18 protein-coding genes, 2 pseudogenes and 1 riboswitch are annotated in these 23,818 nt (G+C 30.3%); all 20 genes and pseudogenes read right to left on the bottom strand.

Going from position 1 to position 23,818, the window contains the following annotated elements; genetic code table 11:
* A pseudogene (locus IC173_RS17720) lies at positions 1–406 on the bottom strand (collagen-like protein); the annotation flags it as partial.
* 123 nt (positions 407–529) lie between these two features.
* Positions 530–1,747: a DUF4179 domain-containing protein gene (locus tag IC173_RS17715; RefSeq protein ID WP_227433718.1), complete on the bottom strand. Its 1,218-nt coding sequence runs from the start codon at positions 1,745–1,747 to the stop codon at positions 530–532.
* Between the two features lie 56 nt (positions 1,748–1,803).
* Positions 1,804–2,337 (bottom strand): sigma-70 family RNA polymerase sigma factor, encoded by a 534-nt coding sequence (locus tag IC173_RS17710; protein ID WP_227433717.1) that lies wholly within the window; start codon positions 2,335–2,337, stop codon positions 1,804–1,806.
* 258 nt (positions 2,338–2,595) lie between these two features.
* Positions 2,596–3,135 (bottom strand): hypoxanthine phosphoribosyltransferase, encoded by a 540-nt coding sequence (gene hpt, locus IC173_RS17705; RefSeq protein ID WP_227433716.1) that lies wholly within the window; start codon positions 3,133–3,135, stop codon positions 2,596–2,598.
* A 315-nt stretch (positions 3,136–3,450) separates the two neighbouring features.
* The gene (locus IC173_RS17700) at positions 3,451–4,758 is read right to left on the bottom strand and encodes a serine dehydratase subunit alpha family protein (RefSeq protein ID WP_227433715.1); all 1,308 of its coding nucleotides are present in this window, start codon (positions 4,756–4,758) and stop codon (positions 3,451–3,453) included.
* A gap of 409 nt (positions 4,759–5,167) precedes the next feature.
* A complete protein-coding gene (locus IC173_RS17695; RefSeq protein WP_227433714.1) occupies positions 5,168–6,943 on the bottom strand; it encodes a sigma-54 interaction domain-containing protein in 1,776 nt (591 codons plus the stop codon).
* Positions 6,944–7,154: 211 nt separating this feature from the next.
* Positions 7,155–7,724: a class I SAM-dependent methyltransferase gene (locus tag IC173_RS17690; RefSeq protein ID WP_227433713.1), complete on the bottom strand. Its 570-nt coding sequence runs from the start codon at positions 7,722–7,724 to the stop codon at positions 7,155–7,157.
* A gap of 183 nt (positions 7,725–7,907) precedes the next feature.
* The gene (locus IC173_RS17685) at positions 7,908–8,543 is read right to left on the bottom strand and encodes a single-stranded DNA-binding protein (protein WP_227433712.1); all 636 of its coding nucleotides are present in this window, start codon (positions 8,541–8,543) and stop codon (positions 7,908–7,910) included.
* Between the two features lie 646 nt (positions 8,544–9,189).
* Positions 9,190–10,071: a TSUP family transporter gene (locus tag IC173_RS17680; RefSeq protein ID WP_227433711.1), complete on the bottom strand. Its 882-nt coding sequence runs from the start codon at positions 10,069–10,071 to the stop codon at positions 9,190–9,192.
* 118 nt (positions 10,072–10,189) lie between these two features.
* Positions 10,190–11,197: a proline racemase gene (locus IC173_RS17675; protein ID WP_021386243.1), complete on the bottom strand. Its 1,008-nt coding sequence runs from the start codon at positions 11,195–11,197 to the stop codon at positions 10,190–10,192.
* 19 nt (positions 11,198–11,216) lie between these two features.
* Positions 11,217–11,690: a glycine/sarcosine/betaine reductase component B subunit gene (locus tag IC173_RS17670; RefSeq protein ID WP_255606343.1), complete on the bottom strand. Its 474-nt coding sequence runs from the start codon at positions 11,688–11,690 to the stop codon at positions 11,217–11,219.
* 26 nt (positions 11,691–11,716) lie between these two features.
* Positions 11,717–12,184: a glycine/sarcosine/betaine reductase component B subunit gene (locus IC173_RS20805; RefSeq protein ID WP_003422094.1), complete on the bottom strand. Its 468-nt coding sequence runs from the start codon at positions 12,182–12,184 to the stop codon at positions 11,717–11,719.
* Between the two features lie 14 nt (positions 12,185–12,198).
* Complete coding sequence (prdD, locus tag IC173_RS20800) at positions 12,199–12,957, bottom strand: proline reductase cluster protein PrdD (protein WP_255287823.1); 759 nt, start codon at positions 12,955–12,957, stop codon at positions 12,199–12,201.
* Between the two features lie 79 nt (positions 12,958–13,036).
* Positions 13,037–13,762: a D-proline reductase (dithiol) protein PrdB gene (gene prdB, locus IC173_RS17660; protein ID WP_079739805.1), complete on the bottom strand. Its 726-nt coding sequence runs from the start codon at positions 13,760–13,762 to the stop codon at positions 13,037–13,039.
* A 40-nt stretch (positions 13,763–13,802) separates the two neighbouring features.
* The gene (locus IC173_RS17655) at positions 13,803–14,096 is read right to left on the bottom strand and encodes a CBO2463/CBO2479 domain-containing protein (RefSeq protein WP_227433709.1); all 294 of its coding nucleotides are present in this window, start codon (positions 14,094–14,096) and stop codon (positions 13,803–13,805) included.
* Positions 14,097–14,177: 81 nt separating this feature from the next.
* On the bottom strand, positions 14,178–16,055 hold the full coding sequence (prdA, locus tag IC173_RS17650; protein WP_227481872.1) for a D-proline reductase (dithiol) proprotein PrdA: 1,878 nt from the start codon (positions 16,053–16,055) through the stop codon (positions 14,178–14,180).
* 310 nt (positions 16,056–16,365) lie between these two features.
* Positions 16,366–16,627, bottom strand: a pseudogene (locus IC173_RS21060) (D-proline reductase (dithiol) proprotein PrdA); the annotation flags it as partial.
* A gap of 442 nt (positions 16,628–17,069) precedes the next feature.
* Positions 17,070–18,830: a sigma-54 dependent transcriptional regulator PrdR gene (gene prdR, locus IC173_RS17640; RefSeq protein ID WP_227433706.1), complete on the bottom strand. Its 1,761-nt coding sequence runs from the start codon at positions 18,828–18,830 to the stop codon at positions 17,070–17,072.
* Positions 18,831–19,185: 355 nt separating this feature from the next.
* On the bottom strand, positions 19,186–21,279 hold the full coding sequence (locus tag IC173_RS17635) for a Cys-Gln thioester bond-forming surface protein (protein ID WP_227855995.1): 2,094 nt from the start codon (positions 21,277–21,279) through the stop codon (positions 19,186–19,188).
* Between the two features lie 589 nt (positions 21,280–21,868).
* A riboswitch (cyclic di-GMP riboswitch) is annotated at positions 21,869–21,954 on the bottom strand.
* Positions 21,955–22,428: 474 nt separating this feature from the next.
* On the bottom strand, positions 22,429–23,742 hold the full coding sequence (gene prdC, locus IC173_RS17630; protein WP_227433704.1) for a proline reductase-associated electron transfer protein PrdC: 1,314 nt from the start codon (positions 23,740–23,742) through the stop codon (positions 22,429–22,431).
* Positions 23,743–23,818: the final 76 nt, after the last annotated feature.

Raw genomic sequence — 23,818 nt, 5'->3', positions numbered from 1 at the left:
TTGCCCCTGTCGCTCCTGTTGCTCCTGCTGGACCTGTTGCTCCTGTTACTCCATTTGCTCCTGTTGCTCCTTTGTTTCCTGTTGGTCCTGTTATTCCATTTGCCCCTGTTGCTCCTGTATTTCCTGTTGGTCCTGTTATTCCATTTGCTCCTGTTGCTCCTGTTGCCCCTCTAGGTCCTGTTTCTCCTGTTGCTCCATTTGCTCCTGTTGCTCCTGTATTTCCTGTTGGTCCTGTTATTCCATTTGCTCCTGTTGCTCCTGTATTTCCTGTTGGTCCTGTTATTCCATTTGCTCCTGTTGCCCCTGTTGCTCCTTTAGGACCTGTAGGACCAATTGGTCCTGTTGGTCCCGTTGGTCCTACATCTTGATATAAACTTGGACCTAAATTGTCTTTGTAATCATCCATATAATAAATCCTCTCTATTTTAAAATTAGAGCAATATTATATAAGTATCTAACATTGCTCTATATAATTATATGAATAGACAATTTATTATGTGATAATACATCTATTTACTTATGTCAACATCTATTTACTTATATCAACATCTATACTTTGATTTTTAAATTCTATTATATTATTAATTTCTTTACTCCAATCTTCTATTGTTGGCGTTATTTTTAGGTTTTTAACATCTTTCTTAATTTCATACTCTAAAGAAGATTCAATATAATTACCCTTAGAGTAACTTAAGTCATAACCTCCTGCTCCACTAAGTAATTCTAAATCTTTTCCTCTTCCATCTTTAAGTGCAAACTCAAGTATCTTTGGTGTATCATCACCTTTATTGAAATTATATTTGTTAGTTTTAAATCCATAAATCACTCTGATTTTCGTAGGAGAGACTCTTACTTCTTTTAAGACTAAATCCACATCAATATTTTTATTTTTTAATTTTACATTTTTATCTACATTATAAACTCTTGTATCTTTGACTATATTTGAACCATTTATACTTGTATTAAATGTCCAATTCCCGCTAAGATAGCCATTTAGGTGTTCACCCTCTACTCCTCCCATATTTCCTATCTCTATCTCTTTTGATGTTTTTATATCTTTATTTAATTCATACTCAACTTTATTTATACTTATATTTATATCATAGTCTTTATTTAAATCCACATTTTTTAGTAAATCAAAATTTTCAATATCGCCTTTTCCATCTCCATCTTTATCCAGATTATCAAGCTTACAAGTCATAACCATATTAGTAGTACCATCTTTATTTTTTTCTGATGTGGAAGGACCTGTTATTGAAACAAAATTCATATCTCCAACCTTTATTTTGATATCATCAATTCCTAAAAATCCTTCTTGTTTCTTTAATCCCAAAGCATCTTTATCAAGTTTGCTATCATCAACACTTATATTTAAAAATAATTCTCCATCGCCAAGCATAATCTCATTTAACTTTATATCTATTCCTTTATCTGTAGCAATATCATCTACAATATTTTTATAAGGTTTAAGTTCCTCAGTATCCTTATTAAAGAAATATTCTATCTGCTTTCCAAGATGTTGCATATATGCTAAGGTAGTTTCATTAGTAAATGCAGTTGAACCTAAAATAACCACTGATAATCCTCCTACTAAAGCATATCTCTTAAAATTATTCTTTTTACTATATTGAACCTTAGATTTCATTCTCTTCTTCATTTCATCTTTTTCTTTATTACTTAATACAACATCATCGTATTTTTCTATATCTATATTTGTTTCATTAAATAAATCAAATTTATCTTTCATAAAAATTCTCCTTTTATTCTATATTTTCTATATTTAAATTCTTAATTATCTTATCTCTAAACTTTCTTTTTATTTAAATGCAGCCTCAACTTCTTTCTTCCTCTTGATAATCTATTATGTAAGTTTTCAACGGTGGTTTCATTTTGTATAGCTATATCCTTTAGTGATATATCTTCTAAATAATATCTTCTAAAAATTTCTGCATCTTTATCATTTAATGTGCCTATAAGGTCATTTATTTCCTCTTCAATTTCTCTCATACTCAACTCTTTATCTATATATGGTATTTCTTCATGTTCTATATTTAAATAAGTGTTACTACTTATATACTTTTTCCTATAATTAATCGCTCTGTATTTAGAAATAGAACCTATCCAGTTTTTAAAAGAGTTTTTTTCATTATCAAATTTTTCTATGTTATTCCAAATTGCCAAAAGCACATCATCAATACATTCTTCCTCATAAATTTTAGCATTCATAAGAGTCCTTCTAACTATAGATGCTATAAAATTCCCATATTCATCTATAAGCATTTCCATACCCTTTTCTTTTTTCTTTATTATATTTTTAATTATCAATTTATCCTCCAAGTTAACTCCTCCTTTGTAAAAGCTTCTACAACTACTAATACAATTAAAAATCGTATTTCCTATCAAATTTTCAAAATTTTTTTATATTTCCAAACACAGAATTAAAACTTGGATAAAACTATCAAAACAATTTTACTATGTTGGACTTATAGCTTGATATAAATAGAAGATAATTCCAAATCAGACCTAAAAATAAAAAGGTACCTCAATATAATTTATCAAAATCATATCGAGATACCTATAAAATTAAATAATTGCTTATCTATCTTCATCAGTTACATTAAATATATAAGGAACATTCCTATAGTAATCCCCAAAATCAAATCCATATCCTACTACGAATTTGTCTTCTATCTCAAACCCACAATAATCTGGTACTAAATCAACCTTTCTTCTGCTTGGCTTGTCTAAAAGTACACAACATTTTAAACTAGCAGGATTTTTAGCTTTTAGATGCTTTAAAACAAAATCCATAGTTAAGGCAGAGTCAGTAATATCGTCTACAACCAATACATCATATCCTTTTATATCAGTAGTTACATCTGAAACAACCTTAACTGTTCCAGTGCTTTCTTCACTGTTTCCATAACTAGAAGTAGTCATAAAGTTGACTCTAAGAGGTAAGTTTATATTTCTAACTAAATCTGCACAAAATATAAAACTTCCTTTTAATAGAGACACAATCATAAGATTTTTATCTTTGTAGTCCTTCTCTATAATTGCTCCTAATTCTTTTAATTTATCATTAATTTTTTCTTCTGAATACAATACTTCCCATTTTTTTGTTTCTATATCCATAAAAAGACCTCCAATTGTAATAATCCTTCTTAATTTTATAAGAGATTGCTCACTTTTTCAATACTCTTATTCAATATTAGCCAATATTATTGAGTTTTTAAGTATATTCAACAATTATTAACAAGATATTATCTATTTTAAGTAAATCATATATCTCTACTAAATCATATACTATATATTTTAGACAAAAAAGAAAAAACTTGCACTAGCAAGTTTTTCCCATTTATACATAATCATAATTTATTAGAGGGTACTAATTAAATTTATTTATATCAGCTTTACTATATATTGCAATATAAGAAATATTGTAATATATTAATCAACTTTATTCATGTCATTCATTACATTTAATATTATCTCATCTGTTATAGACATACCTTTATCACTTACTCTTCCTAAGTTTTGTATACTTTGCTCAACACTTGAACCAACTATACCATTTAATGGTGGTACAAAACAGTCTTGCTTAGCTATTATAGCACTTTGTATTGCAGCAGATGCAGCAGATGATAATTTTAATGCACAACCAGCTTTTGCTCCGTCGCATATCATTCCACTTAAGTCAGCTATCATATTTTCTATTGCACCTTCTATTTGTTTTTCGCTTCCATCCATAAGCCAAGATATACCAGCAGTTGCTCCAGTAGATGCTGCAACTCCACAGCCACATACAGCAGATAATCTACCTGTATAATTCTTAATATAACCAGTTACTAAATGAGATATAGCTAAAGCTTTTGCTAGTCTTTCATCAGATTGTGGGAATTTTTTGTTGTAAGCAACAATTGGAAGAATTGCTGTTAATCCGTGATTTCCACTACCATTTGAACTCATAACAGGCATTTTTACTCCTGCCATTCTTGCATCTGAAGCTCCAGCAGTTAACATCATTGCATAGTTTATAACATCATTACCTAAAAGACCTTCTTCCATAGACTTTTTGATTCCGTATCCAACACCAATTCCAGTCTTTTGTTTCAATCCATATTCAGCCATTTCTTCATTCATTTTTACTCCATCTAGTAAAAACTCTATATCTTTAAAATCAATGCCTTCTACATTCTTTATTAATTCTTGTATAGTTACAGTATCCATTAAGCTCTCAACTTTTTCTGCTGAAGCATTTGAAACTGATACTTTTGGTTCATTATCCAATAATACTTCTCCATCTTTTTCTAAAAATGTAAAGTTATCATGTTTAGTTCTTATTCTAACTTTAGCATTATGATTTGCTCCTTTTAATGCAACTTCTATAAAAACTTTCTCTCTTGTATCAGCAGGTGTTATTGATAAAGGAGTATTGTCCATATAATCTTCTGCTATTTTAACTTCTTCCTTTGTTAAAGTTTCTAATACACTTAATCCGTTTTCAGAATGTCCTCCTATTATCCCTAGAGCTGCTGCTATTTTTAATCCTAATCTTTCAGTTCCTGGTATACCTACACACATACCATTTTTATAGATACTAGGGCTAACTAACATATGATTTTCTACTATTTCTTCTCCTAGTAATTCTTTTGCCTTTGCACATGCTAGAGCTAAAGCTACTGGTTCAGTACATCCTACTGCTGGTTTAACCTCTGCTTTTAACATTTCCACTAATTCTTTTCTTATATCTCTCATTATATATAAACCTCCCAATTAAGTTTAATTTTAGTACTTAAATAATTTTATTAAATAATTTCTTATCTATATTTATAGCAAAATACATGCCACATTTTTTATTTTTTTCAATTTTTTCACTTTGATATTGTATATCCATTGAAATAACTGCTTTTAATTATATTTTTTTTTACTCAGATATAGATTTTATATTTTTTTTACTCGCTAAATAGACGACAATTTCGCAAAAAGACAAAAAAAAATCTCAAAATGAGATTCTATATCATTTTGAGACGATTATTATTTTAATAGTTACTATTTTTTAGATTCTCAGGATTTAAGCATCCACTACTCTTTATAGACTATTGTTATTTGTTTACATTTAAATTTTATATCACTTTTTATTGTATTCTTATATTACTTTATATCACTAAGAAATTATATTGTATTTTTCAATTTTTCTATATAATGTGGCTCTTGATATTCCAAGTGCCTTGGCTGTTAATTCTTTATCTCTTTTATAATCTTTGTATTTATTTAAAGCTTTTATTATCTCAATTTTCTCAAGTTCTTCTAATGGAATTATCTTATCACTTCTAACTTCTAATTCTTCTATTGATGTATTTTTAATCTTCTGAGGAATTACATTCATCGTAATTATTGGAGATGAAGACATATTCACACTGTATTCAATAATATTCTGCAATTCTCTTATATTCCCTGGCCACCTATATTCAATCATAGCATCGACAACCCTAGTATCTATATCGATAACATTTTTATCTAGTTTTTTTGAGTATTCTCTAATCATATGCTTTATTATAAGTGGTATATCATCTTTTCTTTCTCTTAAACTTGGGAGCTTTATTGGTATGACATTTAATCTATAATATAAATCTTCTCTAAAAGTTTCATTCTGAACCATTTTTTCTAAATCTTTATTTGTCGCAGCAATAATTCTTACATCTATAAGAACATTGGATTTACTACCAATCTTGTTGAGCTCTTTTTCTTGTAATACCCTCAACAACTTTGACTGTAAATGCAAGCTCATATCTCCTATTTCATCTAAAAATATGCTTCCTTTATGGGCTATTTCAAACATACCAAGTTTTCCACCTTTTTTAGCCCCTGTAAAAGCACCTTCTTCATATCCAAATAATTCACTCTCTAATAAATTATCTGGTATCGCTGCACAGTTTACAGCTATAAAAGGATTATCTACCCTATTACTATGGTTGTGTATAGCTCTTGCAAATAGCTCTTTACCTGTTCCACTTTCACCAGTAATAAGTACTGTTGAAGTAGATTTAGAAGCCATTAAGGCTTCTTTTTTTGAATTTCTTATAGCCATACTCTCTCCAATTATATTTTCCAGTTTTATCTTATAATCTTTATTCATCTTATTGTAGTTTTTTATAGCATCTCTTTTATCTATAAAGTCAATAACATATCCTTTTAGTTCATTTTTTAATACTATTTTATTGATGTTATATATCCCTTTTGAATCATATCCGTATCTCCTATAAAAAAAGCTACATGATTTGTCCTTCTTAAAGTTATTTATAGAAGGTTTCTTTATAAAATCTAGCTCAGTGAATATATCTTTCCCAGTTATATTGTCCTTTAGATTGAAAAGTTCTTTAAACTTTGAATTATATTTATCAATCTTACCATCTACATCAATGGACACAACAGCTTTATCCATATTGTTTAATAAAGTCTCTAATTTTTTCTTTTCTAATTCCAGTTCGTACGTTTTAATTTGAGCTTTTAGTTTATTGGATATCAAGTCTGCCATCTTACATAAAAAGTTTATAAGTCCACTTTTATTATTTTCTATAATCTGTGCTTGTTCTTTCGTAAATGCTATAAGACCTATAACACCATGAGACTCTCCATCACATATAATTGGGCAACATACTTCTGCAAACTCCACACAGACATTATTTTTATAACATTCTCTACATATATCACTGCTCTTTGGGTCATCAATTAGTATTGTAATTTGTTCTGTAAGTGACTTTTTAAAAGCTGTATATTTATCTACTTTTTCACCTATTTTATCTACATATATACCTGTACCCGCAATCCTAAATAAGTCTCTATTTACTATAGTTACATCTATATTGAGTACTGAAACTATAGCTTCAGCTATGTTCTGAATATCAGATTTTATATATTCTAAATCTATCATAGTTATCATTCCTTATTTTTTCTTAACATAAGTATTTGTCTTATTTCCTTAAGGATTAAATATATCTTATTTAAAGTAAATTGAATTGACATTAGGATTACAAAGAGCATAACAATTATTATTAACTCATAATTTATTTCCATATCTACATCTCCTTATAACAAAAGACTAGGCTTAACCTAGTCTTTTATATTATATCCATATTTATATTTTAACTCATTTATCTTCTTTTTCCCACATAAATATATTTTAATTTATTTGACTCTTTAATCATACCATCAAAATTTAATCTTGAAAATATATTAAATACTTCATGTGGATAGTGAATCTTTGCTACAGAACCACAAAATTTATGCTTAAGATAGTTTAGTTTAACTTTTAAATTTTTTAAGTTTAAATCTTCTAATATAACCTCTCCATTACCTTTTAAAACTCTTTGTATTTCAGATGAAGCTTTTTCACAATCTGTAATAACATTAAATTGGTCTACTATTATTATCTTGTTGAACTGATTATCATCAAACGGCAAAAACTCTAACTTACCTTTAACTACATTGCAATTTTCATTATATACTAAAGAATAACATACATCTTCATAGTTACTATTCTCTAGTATAGTCACAGAAGTACCAAGACCTCTTAATCTCTTGCCTAGGTTTCCTATATGGCCAACAAGCAATATTTTATCCCCTACATTATACTCAATTGTATCCAAAAAACATTCTAATTCATCAGATGTATATTTAGCTTTAACTGGCTGTCTATTTATCTGATATAATATGCTTTTCACAATGCTTCACCTCTTCATTTTCTCAATTATAAATTATGTACAGATTACATTATAATAAATGGCGAGCAACTATTCAAGAGATATTTCATTAGTATTTTTTTAAACAATCTTTATTTATTTTTAATATATTATTATAGCAAATTTATTAGTTTTTTTAATGAAAAAACAATATATTTTTAATATTTAATCATTATTATTTTCATCTAATTTTTTTATTTTTGATATAGATACTTCATATGCCATTTTTTTCACTACATTATCCTCATCTATTTTTTTCTCATACTCTCTACTTTGAACTCTACCCCAAAGCTGTATTCTATCACCAACTTTTAAGTTTTTTGCAAACTTTGCATTTCTCCCCCAGACTATTGATGGTATATAATCAGATTTATTATAAGGTCTGTTTATAGCTACCAATAAATCAGTTATTTCCCTGCCTAAAGGAGTTTTCCTATACACAGGCTCTTTACATACATACCCATCTAGAAATATGCTGTTTGGGTCTTTATTTTCCTCTTCTATAGCCTTTATTTCTCTAACAAATACTGTAAGCACTAATCTATTTTTATTATTTAAGGTTTTATTATATGATCTCAATTGACCTACAACATTGACTAAATTTTGTTTATTGATATCAATATCTTGAAGAAGTCTCTCTGACACAGTCATAGGAAGTGTATCAAAGGAATCACTTAGTCTGTTTATCTTTATTTTCACATTATAAAATTTCTCTCCAAATATCTCATGACTAAATTCTAGCTTATTGTCTAACTCCCCTCTTAAGTTTACTACGTTATTCTCATCTTTAACAGCTATCATATTTTATCCCTCCACAATTGTTAATTCTTATATTTCTGGTATCAGCTTATATAATAAATATATTTGTGAGTGATGTATTTTATTACAAATCTTTGATTGCTGTTTAAAACTTTTTATTTATTTATAAATTTCATTTAATCTTTTGATTTAAAGTTTGTAAAACTATTATGGATTCATACAATATATTATTTATTTTAATCAAAATTAATTATTAAATTACTCCTTATCTACTTTTAAGTCATATATAACTCAAGGCTAATTTATACACATAAGCAATATCAATATTTCAAATTAATTCAAATGATTCAGATAACTATCAAGTCATTATAAACTCAATTTTCTTCAATTATAAGTTATATTCGACTTATTATACTAATATTTTTGTTAATATACATCAATATATTAACTTTTTTTCTTATATCTAGTATTAAATTTAAATATTTAACTTCAGTTTACACCTTAACTTTAGAAAATATAGCTATATTTATACTTAATTTACTAAACTTATATATATATATTGTATAATTGGCACACTAATTGCTTTATATAATTATATCTAATAAATAAAAAACTGCCTTAGAACATTAATATTAACGTTCCAAAGCAGTTTATAATTTTTATTGTTAGCTGTAATATTTAATAAATACTAAGCAGTCTTTTTATTTTTATTTGCAGCCATTATCATTGTAGCAGAAGTGTAAGCTATAACTATTATTACTAATGCTTTTAATATATCCATTGGTAAAGTTTTTACTATATATGCTGCTACGAAAACCCCTATTAAACCACAGATAGCTATTATAACTGATGCTTTTTTAGTATATGCATCTTCTTTTATGAATTTCATACTTGCAACTGGCATTAATAATGCACAAGAACCCATAACTATTGGGAACGCAACTTTTGCAGACATTCCTAAGAAGTAAACCATTGCCATACCTGGAGCATATAGTCCTATACCAGCTGTCATTAAAGCACCTAGTATAAAGTTACCTACTACACCTATTACTAACTTAACACCAGTAAGACCTAATTCATTTCCTCCACCTGGTAATACATTAACCCAAGGATGACCTAATAACATTAATATTGCTGTTAATGCTAGAGTCACACCCATAACCATTTGTATCTTTCTTTCGTCCATTTTAGCTATTATTCCTGCACCTATATATGAACCAACTGCTGCTGCTACAACCATAGATACTAGAGTTACACCATCAACTGGTATGATTGATGTAAATATAAATGCTTCAGTAACAACTGGAATAGTATGTGCTACGTTTAACGTACCAGGCATTTTCTTATCTGGTATGTTTAATTTTAAAGCTTTTGACATTGCTATTGTTGGAGCAAATGAGCCTATTCCTAATGTATCAAAAAAATCTGTTATAAATCCTGTTACAGCAACTTTTGGAGTACTTTGTTCTTCTAGTTTCCCCTCTTTGTTTGCTTTAGCTACGTCTTTACCAAATACAACTGCAAAGATTGCTGCGAATACTACGTATAATGCCTTTAAGATTGCTACCATAATCCATCCTCCTGTTTTTTTATTTTTTTATATATTCTGAATCTTATAGCCTAAAAGCTATAGAATAGTAACCAGCAAGAGGTTACTATTCTATTTTAATTTCCCAATTTATTTGTTTCTATTTAAGAATAAATCCATGTTTAAGTGGATCTTCTTCATCTATTACAAAGTGATTAAATCCAGTTATATAAGCAGAACCACTTATTTTAGGTACTACAGCATTGAAATCTGCAACTTTAGTTTCTTCAACTATTTCACCTTTGAATAAAGTTCCTAATATACTTTCATATACGAATTTTTCTCCTACTTTTAATTCACCTTTAGCATGTAAAGTAGCTAATTTAGCACTTGTTCCAGTTCCACATGGAGATCTGTCAACTTGACCTTGACCAAATATAACTACGTTTTTGTAAGTAGCTTCTGGATGAGTTGGCTCATCATATATTTCAACTAAATCTACAGTTTTTATATGAGCTAAAGTTGGATGTTGTATTTCTATTTTTTCGTTTATTATATCTCTAAGTTTCATAGCTAGTTCAGTTAATTTACCAGCATTTTGAGGTTCTATTTTTAAACCTAATTGACTTGCATGTATTATAGCAAAGAAGCTTCCACCAAATGATATATCAAATTTAACTGTTCCAACACCTGGTAAGTCAACTTCAACACCTTCTTTATATAAGAAAGCTGGTACGTTTAAGAATGATACTTCTTTAGCTTTTCCATCTACAACTGTAACGTCCCCTCTTATTATTCCTGCTGGAGCTTCCATAACTACATGAGTTATAGGCTCTACTGCTGGAACTACACCTGTTTCTATAGCTGCTGTCATAGCTCCTATTGTACCATGGCCACACATGTTAAGGTATCCGCCACCGTCCATGAAGATTATTCCAAAGTCAGCATCTGGGCAACAAGGTTGAGTCATTACAGAACCAAACATATCATTATGTCCTCTTGGCTCTAACATTATAGCAGTTCTTAAATAATCTAGATTTTTTTCTAAATATTCTTTTTTCTCAGGCATAGAATTTCCTTTTATGTTAGGTATTCCACCTACAACTATTCTAGTTGCTTCTCCTGCTGTATGAGAGTCTATAGCTTGTATACTTCTGCTAAATTTCATATCAAATTCCCCCTTAGGTTTATTTTGCGTTTTTACGCATTTTTAGTTTTAGAAAAGCTAATGCTTTTTTTACATCAACTTCATCCAAGTGATTGTCTCCAACTACTTCTGTTTCTATGTAGCCTGTTGTCTTTTTATAATCAATTATGGTAGCTTTATCTAAGTACTGATTGGTAACTACTAGACCATCTGCTCCCATAATAGTAAGACCTACTGTAGGTATGTCTGATTTTACAAACTCTGATATAGCATTTGTAAAATCAATATGCTGGTTTCCTGCCATATCTAAGGTTATAATCACTCCATCAGGTCGCAATGCTTCAACCCATCTTCCAAGCCTGGCTGATAAAAAGGATTTCCATTCATTGTGCTCTGATGTACCAACTACAACTACTCCTAGCAAATCTACGTCAGGATCATTGTCTATTAAATCAAGTAATGGGTCTCTAAAAATCTGAAGTGATGTGTTTTTCATTGATGTAGAAATTCCCACAAAACTCATCCCCTTACTTAAATTTTTTATCCATGCTTTCTCATTTTTAATTTTAAAAATGCCAAAGCTTTTTTAGCATCAATCTCATTTGTGTTGTTTTCTCCAACAACTTCTGTCTCAATACCTTCTTTTGATTTGTTCATATCAACTATGGTATCCATATATTGATTGCTTACAACAAACTTAGCTTGAGTACCATTAAATGTTACTCCAACTACAGGTATATCTCTTTTTCCTATTTCTTCAAATGTATTAGCATAGTCAACATGTGAGTTTCCCCAACCATCTGAAGAGACTATAGCTCCATCTACTCTCATAGCTTCCAGCCAAGCAGCTGTTCTCTGTCCTACAAAAGTTTTATTTTCATTTCCATCTGGAGTTCCTACTACTATTACTCCAAGTAAATCTACATCCTTATCACTTTCAACTATATCCAAAAGTGGGTCTCTAAAGTGATGAAGAGATGTTTCTTTTGTTGAAGGTCCTATTCCCATAATATCCACCTCTCTTAAGTCATAGCTCTAAGGGCACCATCTCTATATTCATTAGGAGATATAATCATAGGTACATTTCCCATATCTATAATTGATGTTCCTCCTTCAAAACCACTAGGTTCCTTTGAGAATAACTGATTGTCATACATAGCCCCTTGACCTGCTATTTGTTTTACTATGACAACCTTTTTTGCATTTGGTCGAATTTTGTCAAAATATTCACGAACTTGAGTAGCATTTCTTCCGTCTTCCATTTTCAAAGACGTTCTTATTTCTTGTATAAAATCATCACATGCTTTAAATGCTGCAAGTGGAAGTGTTCTTTCAAAAGGTAAACCTCCCTTAAGAGTTACATCCACATGGATTATATAGTCTTCAACTGATGGAGTCCCATATCTACCAAACACCATTTGTTCACTCAAAATTCCTTCTGAAGAACCAAATTCATGCATTTGATTTCCATCTTCGTCTGCACCAGTTAGCATTACATATACACCAGTTAAAGTATGTGTAATTCCCTCTCCCAATCTGCCTAAAACTTTGGTTGATATTGGTATAATGTCCATAATAGTATTAATTTCCCTGTCATAGTCTCCAGGTTTTATAATATCTACTTTTATATCTGTTATTAAATCTTCTCTTGCTTTTATTTCATCTATACTTGATAAATCAATTGTAAGTACATCTTTCTTTATAGAAGTTTTTGAACCGAAATTAACTTCATTCATATGAAACGGTTTTATAACAAGTCTTCTCATTATTTTTTCTTCCATAATAGCCACCTTTGTTCTTAAAACCCCTCTCCTAATTATGTAGGAGAAGGGTTTTGTATTTTCAAATATAAATTACATTTTAAACGTGAGCTTTATATTCGTATGGTAATGGAACTATCTTACCAGCAGATGGTATAGCAACTAATTGCTCTAATGTATCTCTTAATATATGTGTTTGCATTTCTATGTTATGTGGTTCACCAGCATTAGCACCCATTGGAACTAATGGAGCAACTGCTCTAGGAGTTCCGTTTTGTCTAACTACTGGAGGAAGAGCTGCGATTATTATTGTAGGTATTCCAGCTTCCTCTATTGCTCTCTGCACGATCACGGCAGTTCTATGGCAAGTACCTCAGCCAGCTGTCATGACTACACCGTCTACTCCCTCTTCTTTAAGTTTAGCAGCGATAGCAGGACCAGTTTCTTCAGTGAAGACATGTTGGTTTCCTCCACCACCCATGAATGCATAGTGCATAGGAGCTACTGCTTTTATAAATCCTTCTGCAGCTAATTCATGTAATCTATCTATAGGGAACATACAGTTTATATCTTTATTTACATCTCCATTATCGTATCCACCATGTGATACCATCATTTCATCAACTGTAGCTGTGTTAGGTACAGCTCTAAAAGTAGTATCTCCTGCTAGATTGAATCTCTTGTCAGATTTTAAGTGAACACCAGCTGCTGTAGCTAAAGCTATAGTCATATCTTTTAATTCTTTAGTTACAGGAGTCCAAACTGGAGGAGGTGTTATTGGAACAAATATTTCAGATTGAAGTCCTTGTACTGTTGTAAGGCTCATATATTTCCTCTCCCTTCTATTTTCAAACGATTAATTATTATTATTTTTCTTCTTCTTGCTTCTTTTTAGCTTGCATTTCTGCTTGCTTTTCTTTTTCTCTCCTAATATTTTCTACATACTCATGATTAGGTTCTGGACTTAATACCTCAGGATAGCTTAGCATGAATCCAACCTCTTGACCTATCTTAAGTTCGTAGTCAGTTATAAGCATTCTATTAGGTATTTTAAATTGTCCAAGTCTACCTTTTAGGTCTATAGTTACTCCACCACCCATGATTTCGACTATAACACCCTCATAAAAAGTCTCTGATGAGATATATTTTAATCTATCCATTATAATTTTACCTCTCTATACTTATTTTAAACTTGGATCTAAATTTATATTGTTATCTAAATCTTAGTTATTATCTAAATTTTAGTTTTCGTCTTTTTCGTATATTTCTCTTCTCTTCTTACTCATTGGTAAAGATTGCTCATTATCTTCTAATACTATTTTTTCTCCTGTAGCTTTTTCTATAGCCTCTATGTTATTTAACTTAACATTTGGATTCCATTTTCTTTCAGGAGCTTTAACTTCTACACCTGCAATAGCATTTTTAAGCATAGCCATGATTCTTATAGCCTCTTCTGGAGCTAATGTATTGTTTGATAATATTTCATTTTCTATACCTTGCTTAGACTTGTTATTGTCTACCATGTGAGTCATGTATTTATTACCAACAACTAGAGCACCTTGAACTGCTGAATAAGTTACACCAACTACTGGTATACCTCTCATACCTATTTGCTCTATGTGAGATGCGAAATCTATATGGTTGTTTCCGAAACCTTCAGTAGTTACTACAGCTCCATCAACTTCCATAGCTTCAACTAACATACCTAATCTCTTAGATACATAGAATTTCTCAGCATTTACTTGTGGAGAACCAACAAATACAACACCTACTAAATCTATTTCTTCATCTTGCATAGCTCTTATTACTAATGGCTCTCTCCAGTAATGTCTTGACATTTCTTTTGATGCAGGTCCTATACAAGTTAATGCATGGATACCACCATCTAATACTTCAAGTGGAGATAATACAACTGGCATGTTTCCTAAGTCAACGTTTGGTTGAGCTCCTAATGTACCAACTGGTTCAACTGGTAATATTAAGTTATCATGCATTGCACCTTGTCCCATTATTTCTTTTATAACAACAACTTTCTTTTTACCTTCTCTTCTATATTGCTCGATTACTTCTTCATCTACTACTAAAGAGTTGTCAACTTTCTTTAAAGCTTCTCTTATCTCTTGAGTTATATAATCAAAAGCACGGTGAGCAGCTAAAGGTCCTGGTCTTTCCATGTTAGTTCCAGCTTTTATTGTTACTTGACCTTTGATGAATATTTCACCTTTGTCAGCAGCACCTGGTCTACCCCACATTATAGTAGTGTTTAATTCACCTTCTGAAGAACCGAATTCACCTATTTGAACTCCATCTTCATCTGTACCAGTTAATACCATTATAGCTCCATCTATAACTCTTGTTATACCTGAACCTAATTCGCCTTCTTCTTTAGTAGCGATTGGTTGTATATCTAATACAGCCTCACTGTAAGTTTCATACTTATCAGGAGTTATTATTTCTAATTTAACATCAACAACTAATTCTTGAGTGTCATTAGCTTCCTTACATATTTCTGCTGCATTTCTGATGTATAAAGTAGTTCCTTCTATTTTAGTTTCATCAGCAAATTCAACTTTGTCTATTTTAAAGTGTTTTTTAGTTAAACTTCTTAATAATTTCTTTTCTTCAGCTTTTGGAGCTACTTCTGCTACTGCACCTGCTACTGGAGCAGCAACGTTTGCTACTGGAGCAACAACTCCCGCTTGACCAGCTACTGATAAAGGTATTTCTAAGCTTATATCTTTACCTTCACCTATGTGTATTTTAACTGTTTCACCTAAAACTCCTGTGCTTACTGGCACTACTGCTTCTAAAGCTGCTGGAGCTTCTTCTACTACTGCTTCTTCTACTACTTCTTTAGCTTCTCCTGCTTTGTATCCTTCTACATTTTCTGTAGTCATTGGAGATAGAGCATCTAAAGTTTCTTTTAACTTAGCTCCTAGTACTTGACCTATAGTTAATCCATTTTCTGGTATTGTTAATAATCCAGAATCCTCTAAGTCTGCAAATATTGCTGGATCTTCTAAGTTTTCTGGTGCTATTATTGTTCCCGCTTCAAATCTACAACAACATACTGCTGGGTCATTTGCATGGGCTTGAGCTGTTTCTAAAGTTATTGACATAGTATAAAATACCTCCTTACATTATTTTCTTATTTATTATTTTAAATCTCGATTCCTCAACAGGTAACCCCTTAACTGAGGAATCAAGTAAATTAAAACCGGCTTTAATAGTTATATTTCAACTATTATTTTTGTGGTACTACTCCCATTTGAGCAGCTATTTTCAAAGGTATTTCTAAGTTTATATCTTTACCTTCTTTTATGTGTATTTTTATTACTTGACCTGTTGTAGCTTGAACTGTAGCACCTTGAGCTGGCGTTACTTGAGCTACTGGAGCTTCTACTTCTTTAGCAGATTCTTCAGCATCTGTTTTTGCTACTTTATATCCTTCTACATTATCTGTAGTCATTGGAGATAATGCATCTAAAGTTTTTGTTAATTTAGCTCCTAATACTTGACCAACTGTTAAATGATTTTCTGGAATAACTAATAATCCTGAATCTTCTAAATCTCCAAATATTGCTGGGTCTTCTAAGTTTTCTGGTGCTATTATTGTTCCTTCTTCAAATCTACAGCAGCATACTGCTGGATCATTTGCATGGGCTTGAGCTGTTTCTAAAGTTATTGACATAATAAAATGCCTCCTTCATTTGATTTTTAATTTATATTGATGCCCTAACACTCTTAATAATTAACATATTTACTGTTCCCTACTAACAGCCCTAAGTGTTAAAACTTTTCAACTTACATAAATCGTCATAATTAATACTATTTTTTTCTCATTTGAAGTCACTTTATATATAAGCAATTCCTATGCCAACTTATTAACAAAAAGATATTTTCTATAATACAACCTTCCTCTATCGCTATTTTTAGCCAAATATTATATAACTATTTATTTACAACACCCTGTTTTTTATGTTTGGAAACATTTTCTCAAAACAAAAAAAGTGTCAATTAATCAACACTTTTTTATTTTTTTTAACACAGTCACATATATCATACTACTCCAAACATTGATTTTGCTTGGTTTCAAATTAAAGATTATTATTTTGTCAAAATTTAGTCATGTGTCATATTTTAGACACATCTATTTTATACTGATCTATCTTATAATATAACGTAGTTCTTGGTATGTTTAATATTTTAGCAGCTTTAGCTTTATTTCCATTAGACATTTTAAGTGCCTTTGTTATATTTTTTACTTCAATCTTTTGAGTAGCTTTCGTCAAATCTAGAGGATATTCTTCTTCCTCTGTATTGTTATTTCTAGAATCCATCATATAGCTTGGTACATCATCTACTTCTATTCTAGGATTTTGGGATAGGACAACAATATTTTCAATTGTGTTTTTTAATTCCCTTATATTCCCTTTCCATCTATAATTTTGAAATATATCAATTACATCTTTACTTATTGTAAGAACAGGCTTATTGTTTTGTTTGCATATTTCTTCCAAGAAACTATGCACTAATAATCCTATATCTTCTTTTCTCTCTCTAAGAGGTGGTATTTTTATTTCTACAACATTTAATCTATAATATAAATCTTCTCTAAATTTTTCTGCTTTTACCATTTTTTCTAAATCTTTATTAGTAGCTGATATTATTCTAGGATTTATTTTTATTGTAGTATCTCCACCAACTCGTCTTATTTCTTTTTCTTGCAATACTCTAAGCAATTTAGCTTGCATACTAAGAGGTAAATCTGCGATTTCATCCAAAAATACTGTTCCATCCTTCGCAAGTTCAAATATACCTATTCTACCTTTTTTACTTGCTCCAGTGAATGCACCTGATTCATAACCAAAAAATTCACTCTCAAATAATTCATTTGGTATAGCACTACAGTTAACAGGTATAAATTGACCTTTTCTCTCACTATAATCGTGAATAGCTCTAGCAAATACTTCTTTACCTGTACCACTTTCGCCCCAAATGAATATACTACTGTTGGTTCTAGCTACTTGTTTTGCAATCGCTTTCGATTTTTCCAATTTATAACTTTTACCTAAAATCTTGTCAAAGCTACCTTTAGATAAATTTTTTACTTCATCTTTTAAATATTTTAATGTATCATTTACTTTTTCAAGTTCAAGAGCTAATATCTTAGCTTCTGTAACGTCTACTTCAGTACATACAACACCAATGAATTCTTCTTTATAAAATATAGGATTTGCATGAACTAATGCATACATGTTTTCTTTTTTGTCAGTAAAATATAAATCACTCATACCGACTTTACTATTTAGTACTTTTTCTGAAATAGTATTTTCCAAAAACTCGTTCATCGGTCGACCCACTATGTCTTCAGACTTTATATCATACCTTTCTTCCATAAAATTATTCCATAAAATTACAACACCTTCATTATTTATAGCACAAATTCCTTCTTTAATCTGACCTATAATGTATTTTAAAGTTAATCCATAATCTTCTAAATGCATGTATAAATAATCTCTAATATGCTCTTGTTTCAAGACACCAATGATTTTATTATCTCTAAGCACAGGAAGAATACCTATATTTTTTAATATCATTATATCTCTACACTCATCTAAGGTTAAGCCTTCACTGACATATATAACATCTTTTTTCATTATAAGTTTTACTGGTTGGCCTTCATATTTTTTATGCATCTCATAAAGATTATGTATATCAGTCATAGATATAATTCCTTTTAATTCACTAGATGAATCTATTACCATTAGAGTTTTTGTATTACTTCTTATCATTTCTTTTATTGCACTTTCTATTTTTGTGTCTTCGTCTATAGTTGTAAATTTTGTATCCATTACTTCTTCTACTTTTTTTACTTCTGGTATCGAAAACATAAAGTCCCCCCTTTATAGTAGTACCTCATCAAAACTTATTTATATATATTTATTCTAGCATATTATAATAATAATTTATTGAATAATTAATATTAAAATTTCTTAAGAGATTAATATCTAAATTTGTATAATCACTAAAATTGACTTATAATTCATACAAATAAAATCAAATGAATTATATACTTAGTACATTACTTTTTCAATACTATTTTCACCTTCAAACCATTTTTCTATTCATAAAACAGTTAGTGTACACTTTAAAATAAGTTATACTTACGCAAAAAAAATGTCTCAAAACGATTTTTAAATCAATTTGAGACAATGTATTTTTAAACTTAATAAATAATAATCTAGATTAATTTTTTGCTCTTTTACAATGATACCCTAATCCACAAATTGCAATTATGCCAATAAATACATATGACATTATTTGAGTTTCGTCACCTGTTTTTGGTGATTTTACCACAGTATCATCTGTTGGTGGTACTGATGTATCTACCACAGTATCACCTGTTGGTGGTACTGGTGGATTTACCACAGTATCATCTGTTGGTGGCACTGGTGGATTTATCACAGTATCATCTGTTGGTGGCACTGGTGGATTTATCACAGTATCATCTGTTGGTGGCACTGGTGGATTTATCACAGTATCATCTGCTGGTGGCACTGGTGGATTTATCACTGTGTCATCTGTTGGTGGTGATGGCTTATGTCCATTTGAATCTCCTCCTCCTGATGGTGGTACTGGTGGATTTACAGTATCATCTGTTGGTGGCACTGGTGGATTTACATCTGAACCTCCATCTGTTGGTAAACCTATATTAAAGTTAACTTCTTCACCATTCTTTTGTTCTATTGTATAACTCAATAAATTTTGCTTACTAGCTGGTAATAAAGATGAATGGTCTTTCTCTCCAAAATCAAAAACTGACTTATAATATTGAATAGCTTTAGGGAAAATATAATCATAAGATACTGCAGAGATATTAGCCTTTGAATCTGGCTTTTCAACACTTTTAAGTTTAAATTTATGTTGTGTTGAAACTTCTACTTCACCTGTACCTATTATATTACCCTCTTCGTCATAGGCAGTTACTCCATTTGGCAATCTTAACTTAACTACACCACTATAACCCACTAAAGCTATAGCTTCTGTTTCATAAGTTCCATCTTCATTTTTATCAAATTTAATATCAGTTGAACCATTGCTTAGGCTAGGTTTTCCTGTATCATCTGGTTTTAGTTGTTTATGACCTGCATCTAACAATGCTTCTAAATAAGCTTTTATATTTATTGCTTGTTCTTTACCTTTTTGATATTCAGCTTTTTCTTCTTCAGTCTTTGCACTTTCTATAAGTATATCATAAAAGTTTATACTTCCTTGATATTGTTTAAGTTTTGCTTGTTCATCCACTTGTCCAAGCATAATCCATATTGCACTTTGAGTTGCTGAATAAACTGCACCTTCATTTTCTTCTCCACCTAAATTGAACTGTTGTTTATATCCAAATCCATCAAATTCAGAACCTGCATAGATTATAGATTTAATTGCATCTTCATTTTTATTTTCTTGACCATTAAAATCTTCTGCTGGTAAATATGGACTCTTACCATCACTGGTTGGAGCTTTTAGATGATTATTATAACAAAATGCAGTTTGTTCTCCATCTTCTCCATCTATTATATATTTGTTATCTTTAGTACTTGCGCCTATAAGACCCTCTACTATATAATCAAAAGTTAACGTCTTTGTAATATCATCAAATCTTATATCATAATAAGGTCTATTTGAACCATCTTCTTTTAGTAAACATGTATTTTTTACTTTTGCTTTTTTATCATACCATAGATGTAAATTTTGATCTTTTGAAGTAAGTACTTGTCTAATTTCTGATTGTTCATCTGTTTTTACAGATTCTTCATCTTCCCAGAAATTATATACAATTTTAGTTATCTGAGATAAAGTCATATCAAGAATTTTCTCAATATTTTGCTTTAAGTTCATTTCTTCTACTACTAGTTCTTCTTCTGGAGTTTGTTCTTCTAAAGGCTGTTCCCCTTCTGGAGTTTGTTCATCCGATGGTTGTTCTCCTTCTGGAGTTTGCCCCTCTGATGGTTGCTCTCCCTCTGGAGTTTGTCCCTCTGATGGTTGTTCCCCTTCTGGAGTTTGTCCCTCTGATGGTTGTTCTCCTTCTGGAGTTTGTCCCTCTGATGGTTGTTCTCCTTCTGGAGTTTGCCCCTCTGATGGTTGTTCTCCTTCTGGAGTTTGTCCCTCTGATGGTTGTTCTCCTTCTGGAGTTTGTCCCTCTGATGTCTTCTCACCATCAAGAACTACATCTTTGCCCTTCATTTCAGCAGCGTAAGATACTATTGGCGTAAATGTAGCAAATACCATACTAAAAGCGATGGCTAAACTAATTATGCTTGATTTTTTAATTTTTACTTTCAAAATTCTCCTGATACTAAAAATATATATTGTATCTATCTAATATAATTCAAAATATTATATTCTTGTATAGATTTGATTCCACAATACATCTTTAGCGTGTTCAATTAGGGTCGTTAATCCTAACCAGTTCTCTAATGAACTTCTTAATATTTCTATTAAGCACAGACTATATCATTACCTAATAATTAGGTACTCCCCATTTCCCCACACTTGTAGGTACGAGATTTCTCTCTAGTCGTTGAAGTTTCTTCTTTTCGAAGCTTACCTGCTGATTATCCATTTTTAAGGCACTTAGGATTTAACCTTATGCTATCTAACTAATTTTTTCTACTTTCGTAACCATCAAGTATCTATCAAATAAACACTCTATCACATCTATCCTTATTTCATGATTATGTTGTGGTTTAGTTAGCTTTAGGAACTTCCAGCAATTAAAGGAGTTTTGGGCAGATGTTCTGCCACTCTACACTCTTTATGAATGTAGGGAGCTATTTCAAAAATATATTTTATATTTATTTATATTTACTATGATTTATGTACTTTATTATATCTGTTTATATATTTTTGATAATTAAAAGTTACTCCTATTTATATTTATAGCAGGTTGCACTACTAACTCCATATATCCCTTAAGTGCCCAAATTTAAGATATACTTCAAAGTTTCTATAAATAGGTTTTTGTAATTTTTATTTTTTTAATATTTTGTTCAATGCTTTAACTCTTTAAGTGCACTTTTTATGAATGTATTAAAATACAAACTAATATTTCAAAATAATTTTTCTAATATAAGACAAAAATAAGACAAAAATTCGTTTCTATACTAAAAAAGATACCATGGAGTATCTTTAAATAACACAAAAACTTTTACTCTATTGGATAGTTAACTAAATTTAATTTATATATGTCAACACAAATCACATACTTGAGCTTTACTATTTTTGTCTGATATAATTTTAATAGCTATTGTCATTATTATACAATATAGATTAATTTTTGTCTATTTTTTCCATTTAATTTATATATTTTATAAATTTAACTTATATATTACATAAAAAAACATCCTCAGAAGTAATTTTTAAGACTCACTTCTAAAGATGTTTTTATTATATGATTTTACATTAATTAATATATGATTTTACATTAATTAATTATTTTATTTTTAATCTTACGTCACCTTTTATTCTTCTTATTAATGGGTGATTAACTGTTCTCATTACATGGTCAGTTATATGATATACACCTAATTTTAATTTTGGTGCAGAACCCATTACTGTATTACTACAGTCAGTACAGTTACCTATTAATATAACTTCTGCTCCAGCTTTTTTAAATTCTATACATTTTTGAGCTTGTCCTGGACAGTGTCCTGGATTTTCACATTTTAATGCACCTTTTATTTCTTGAGCTTGTTTACATTTTTGAACTGATACTATATCAGTAACGCCCATTTTAGCTGCTATATCTCTCATTCTTTCTTCGTTAGGTCCACATGCACAGACTAAAAGACCCATTTTTCTTTTTTCATTAACAAATGGCATAGTAACTATTATACCACCACTAGTTTTAGTTATTGGAGTATCTAAAGTAGTAGCTTTTCCTGTGAAAGGTCCTCCTAGGATTATTTCACCATATTCACCTTTTATTCCACCAGCTCTTTCAATTAATTCTCCAACAGTAGTTCCGATTGGCACATCTTCAAATACTATAGATTCTTTTCCACTGTTTAATTGACCAACTACAGTTATATTTTTAGATATAACTGGTCTTTTTTGCTCAACAGCTTCTACTATTCTAGTTAATGTTTCTACGTTTATTACTACTGCATTAGCTTCTGAAGGTAATTGAGTTGGCTCAAGTAATTTTCCTAGAACATCTCTTACTATAGCTCTCTCTTCTCCCATTGGGTACATATCAACTAGTTCAGCAACTTCTATATTGTCTCCTGGTTTTATTACTTTTTTGAATGCTGCTATTGCTTCTGGATGTTTGCTTTTTATTGCTAGCATACCTTTTCCAGCATTAGTAACTTCCATAGCATATTTTATACCTTTGTAAACTATTTCTGGATTTTCTTCTATTTCTTTTATGTTATGAGCTAGTAAAGGTTCACATTCAGCTGCATTTGCTAATATTGTTCCACCTTTTAAATCTATGTTTAATTTTATATGAGTAGGGAATCCTGCTCCACCCATTCCTACAACTCCAGCTTCTTTAATTAAGTCAAGTATACTTTCTCCTTTTAATGGTTCAAAAGTATCATCTTGTGCTTCATCAGCTTCAATTACTATAGCTTGGTCATTTATTTCACTTATTTTTCCACTAACACTGGCATAAATATTTGCTCCTAATCCAGCTGGTTCTGCGATTAGAGTTCCTTTTTTTACTACATCTCCAACACTTACTACTGGCTTATCTGGACCACCAACGTGTTGTTTTAATAAAATAGAATATAGTTTGTTCAACTAGTACGCCCCCTTAAATATATTAATTTTTTTTATAAGCTGTTCAAATAATATTAATCTTGTTTTTCTATTACAA

The organism is Clostridioides sp. ES-S-0048-02 (assembly GCF_020658495.1).
Classification (GTDB): domain Bacteria; phylum Bacillota; class Clostridia; order Peptostreptococcales; family Peptostreptococcaceae; genus Clostridioides.
Note: the sequence above shows the minus strand (reverse complement) of the source record. Positions and strands in the feature narration are given on the sequence as shown.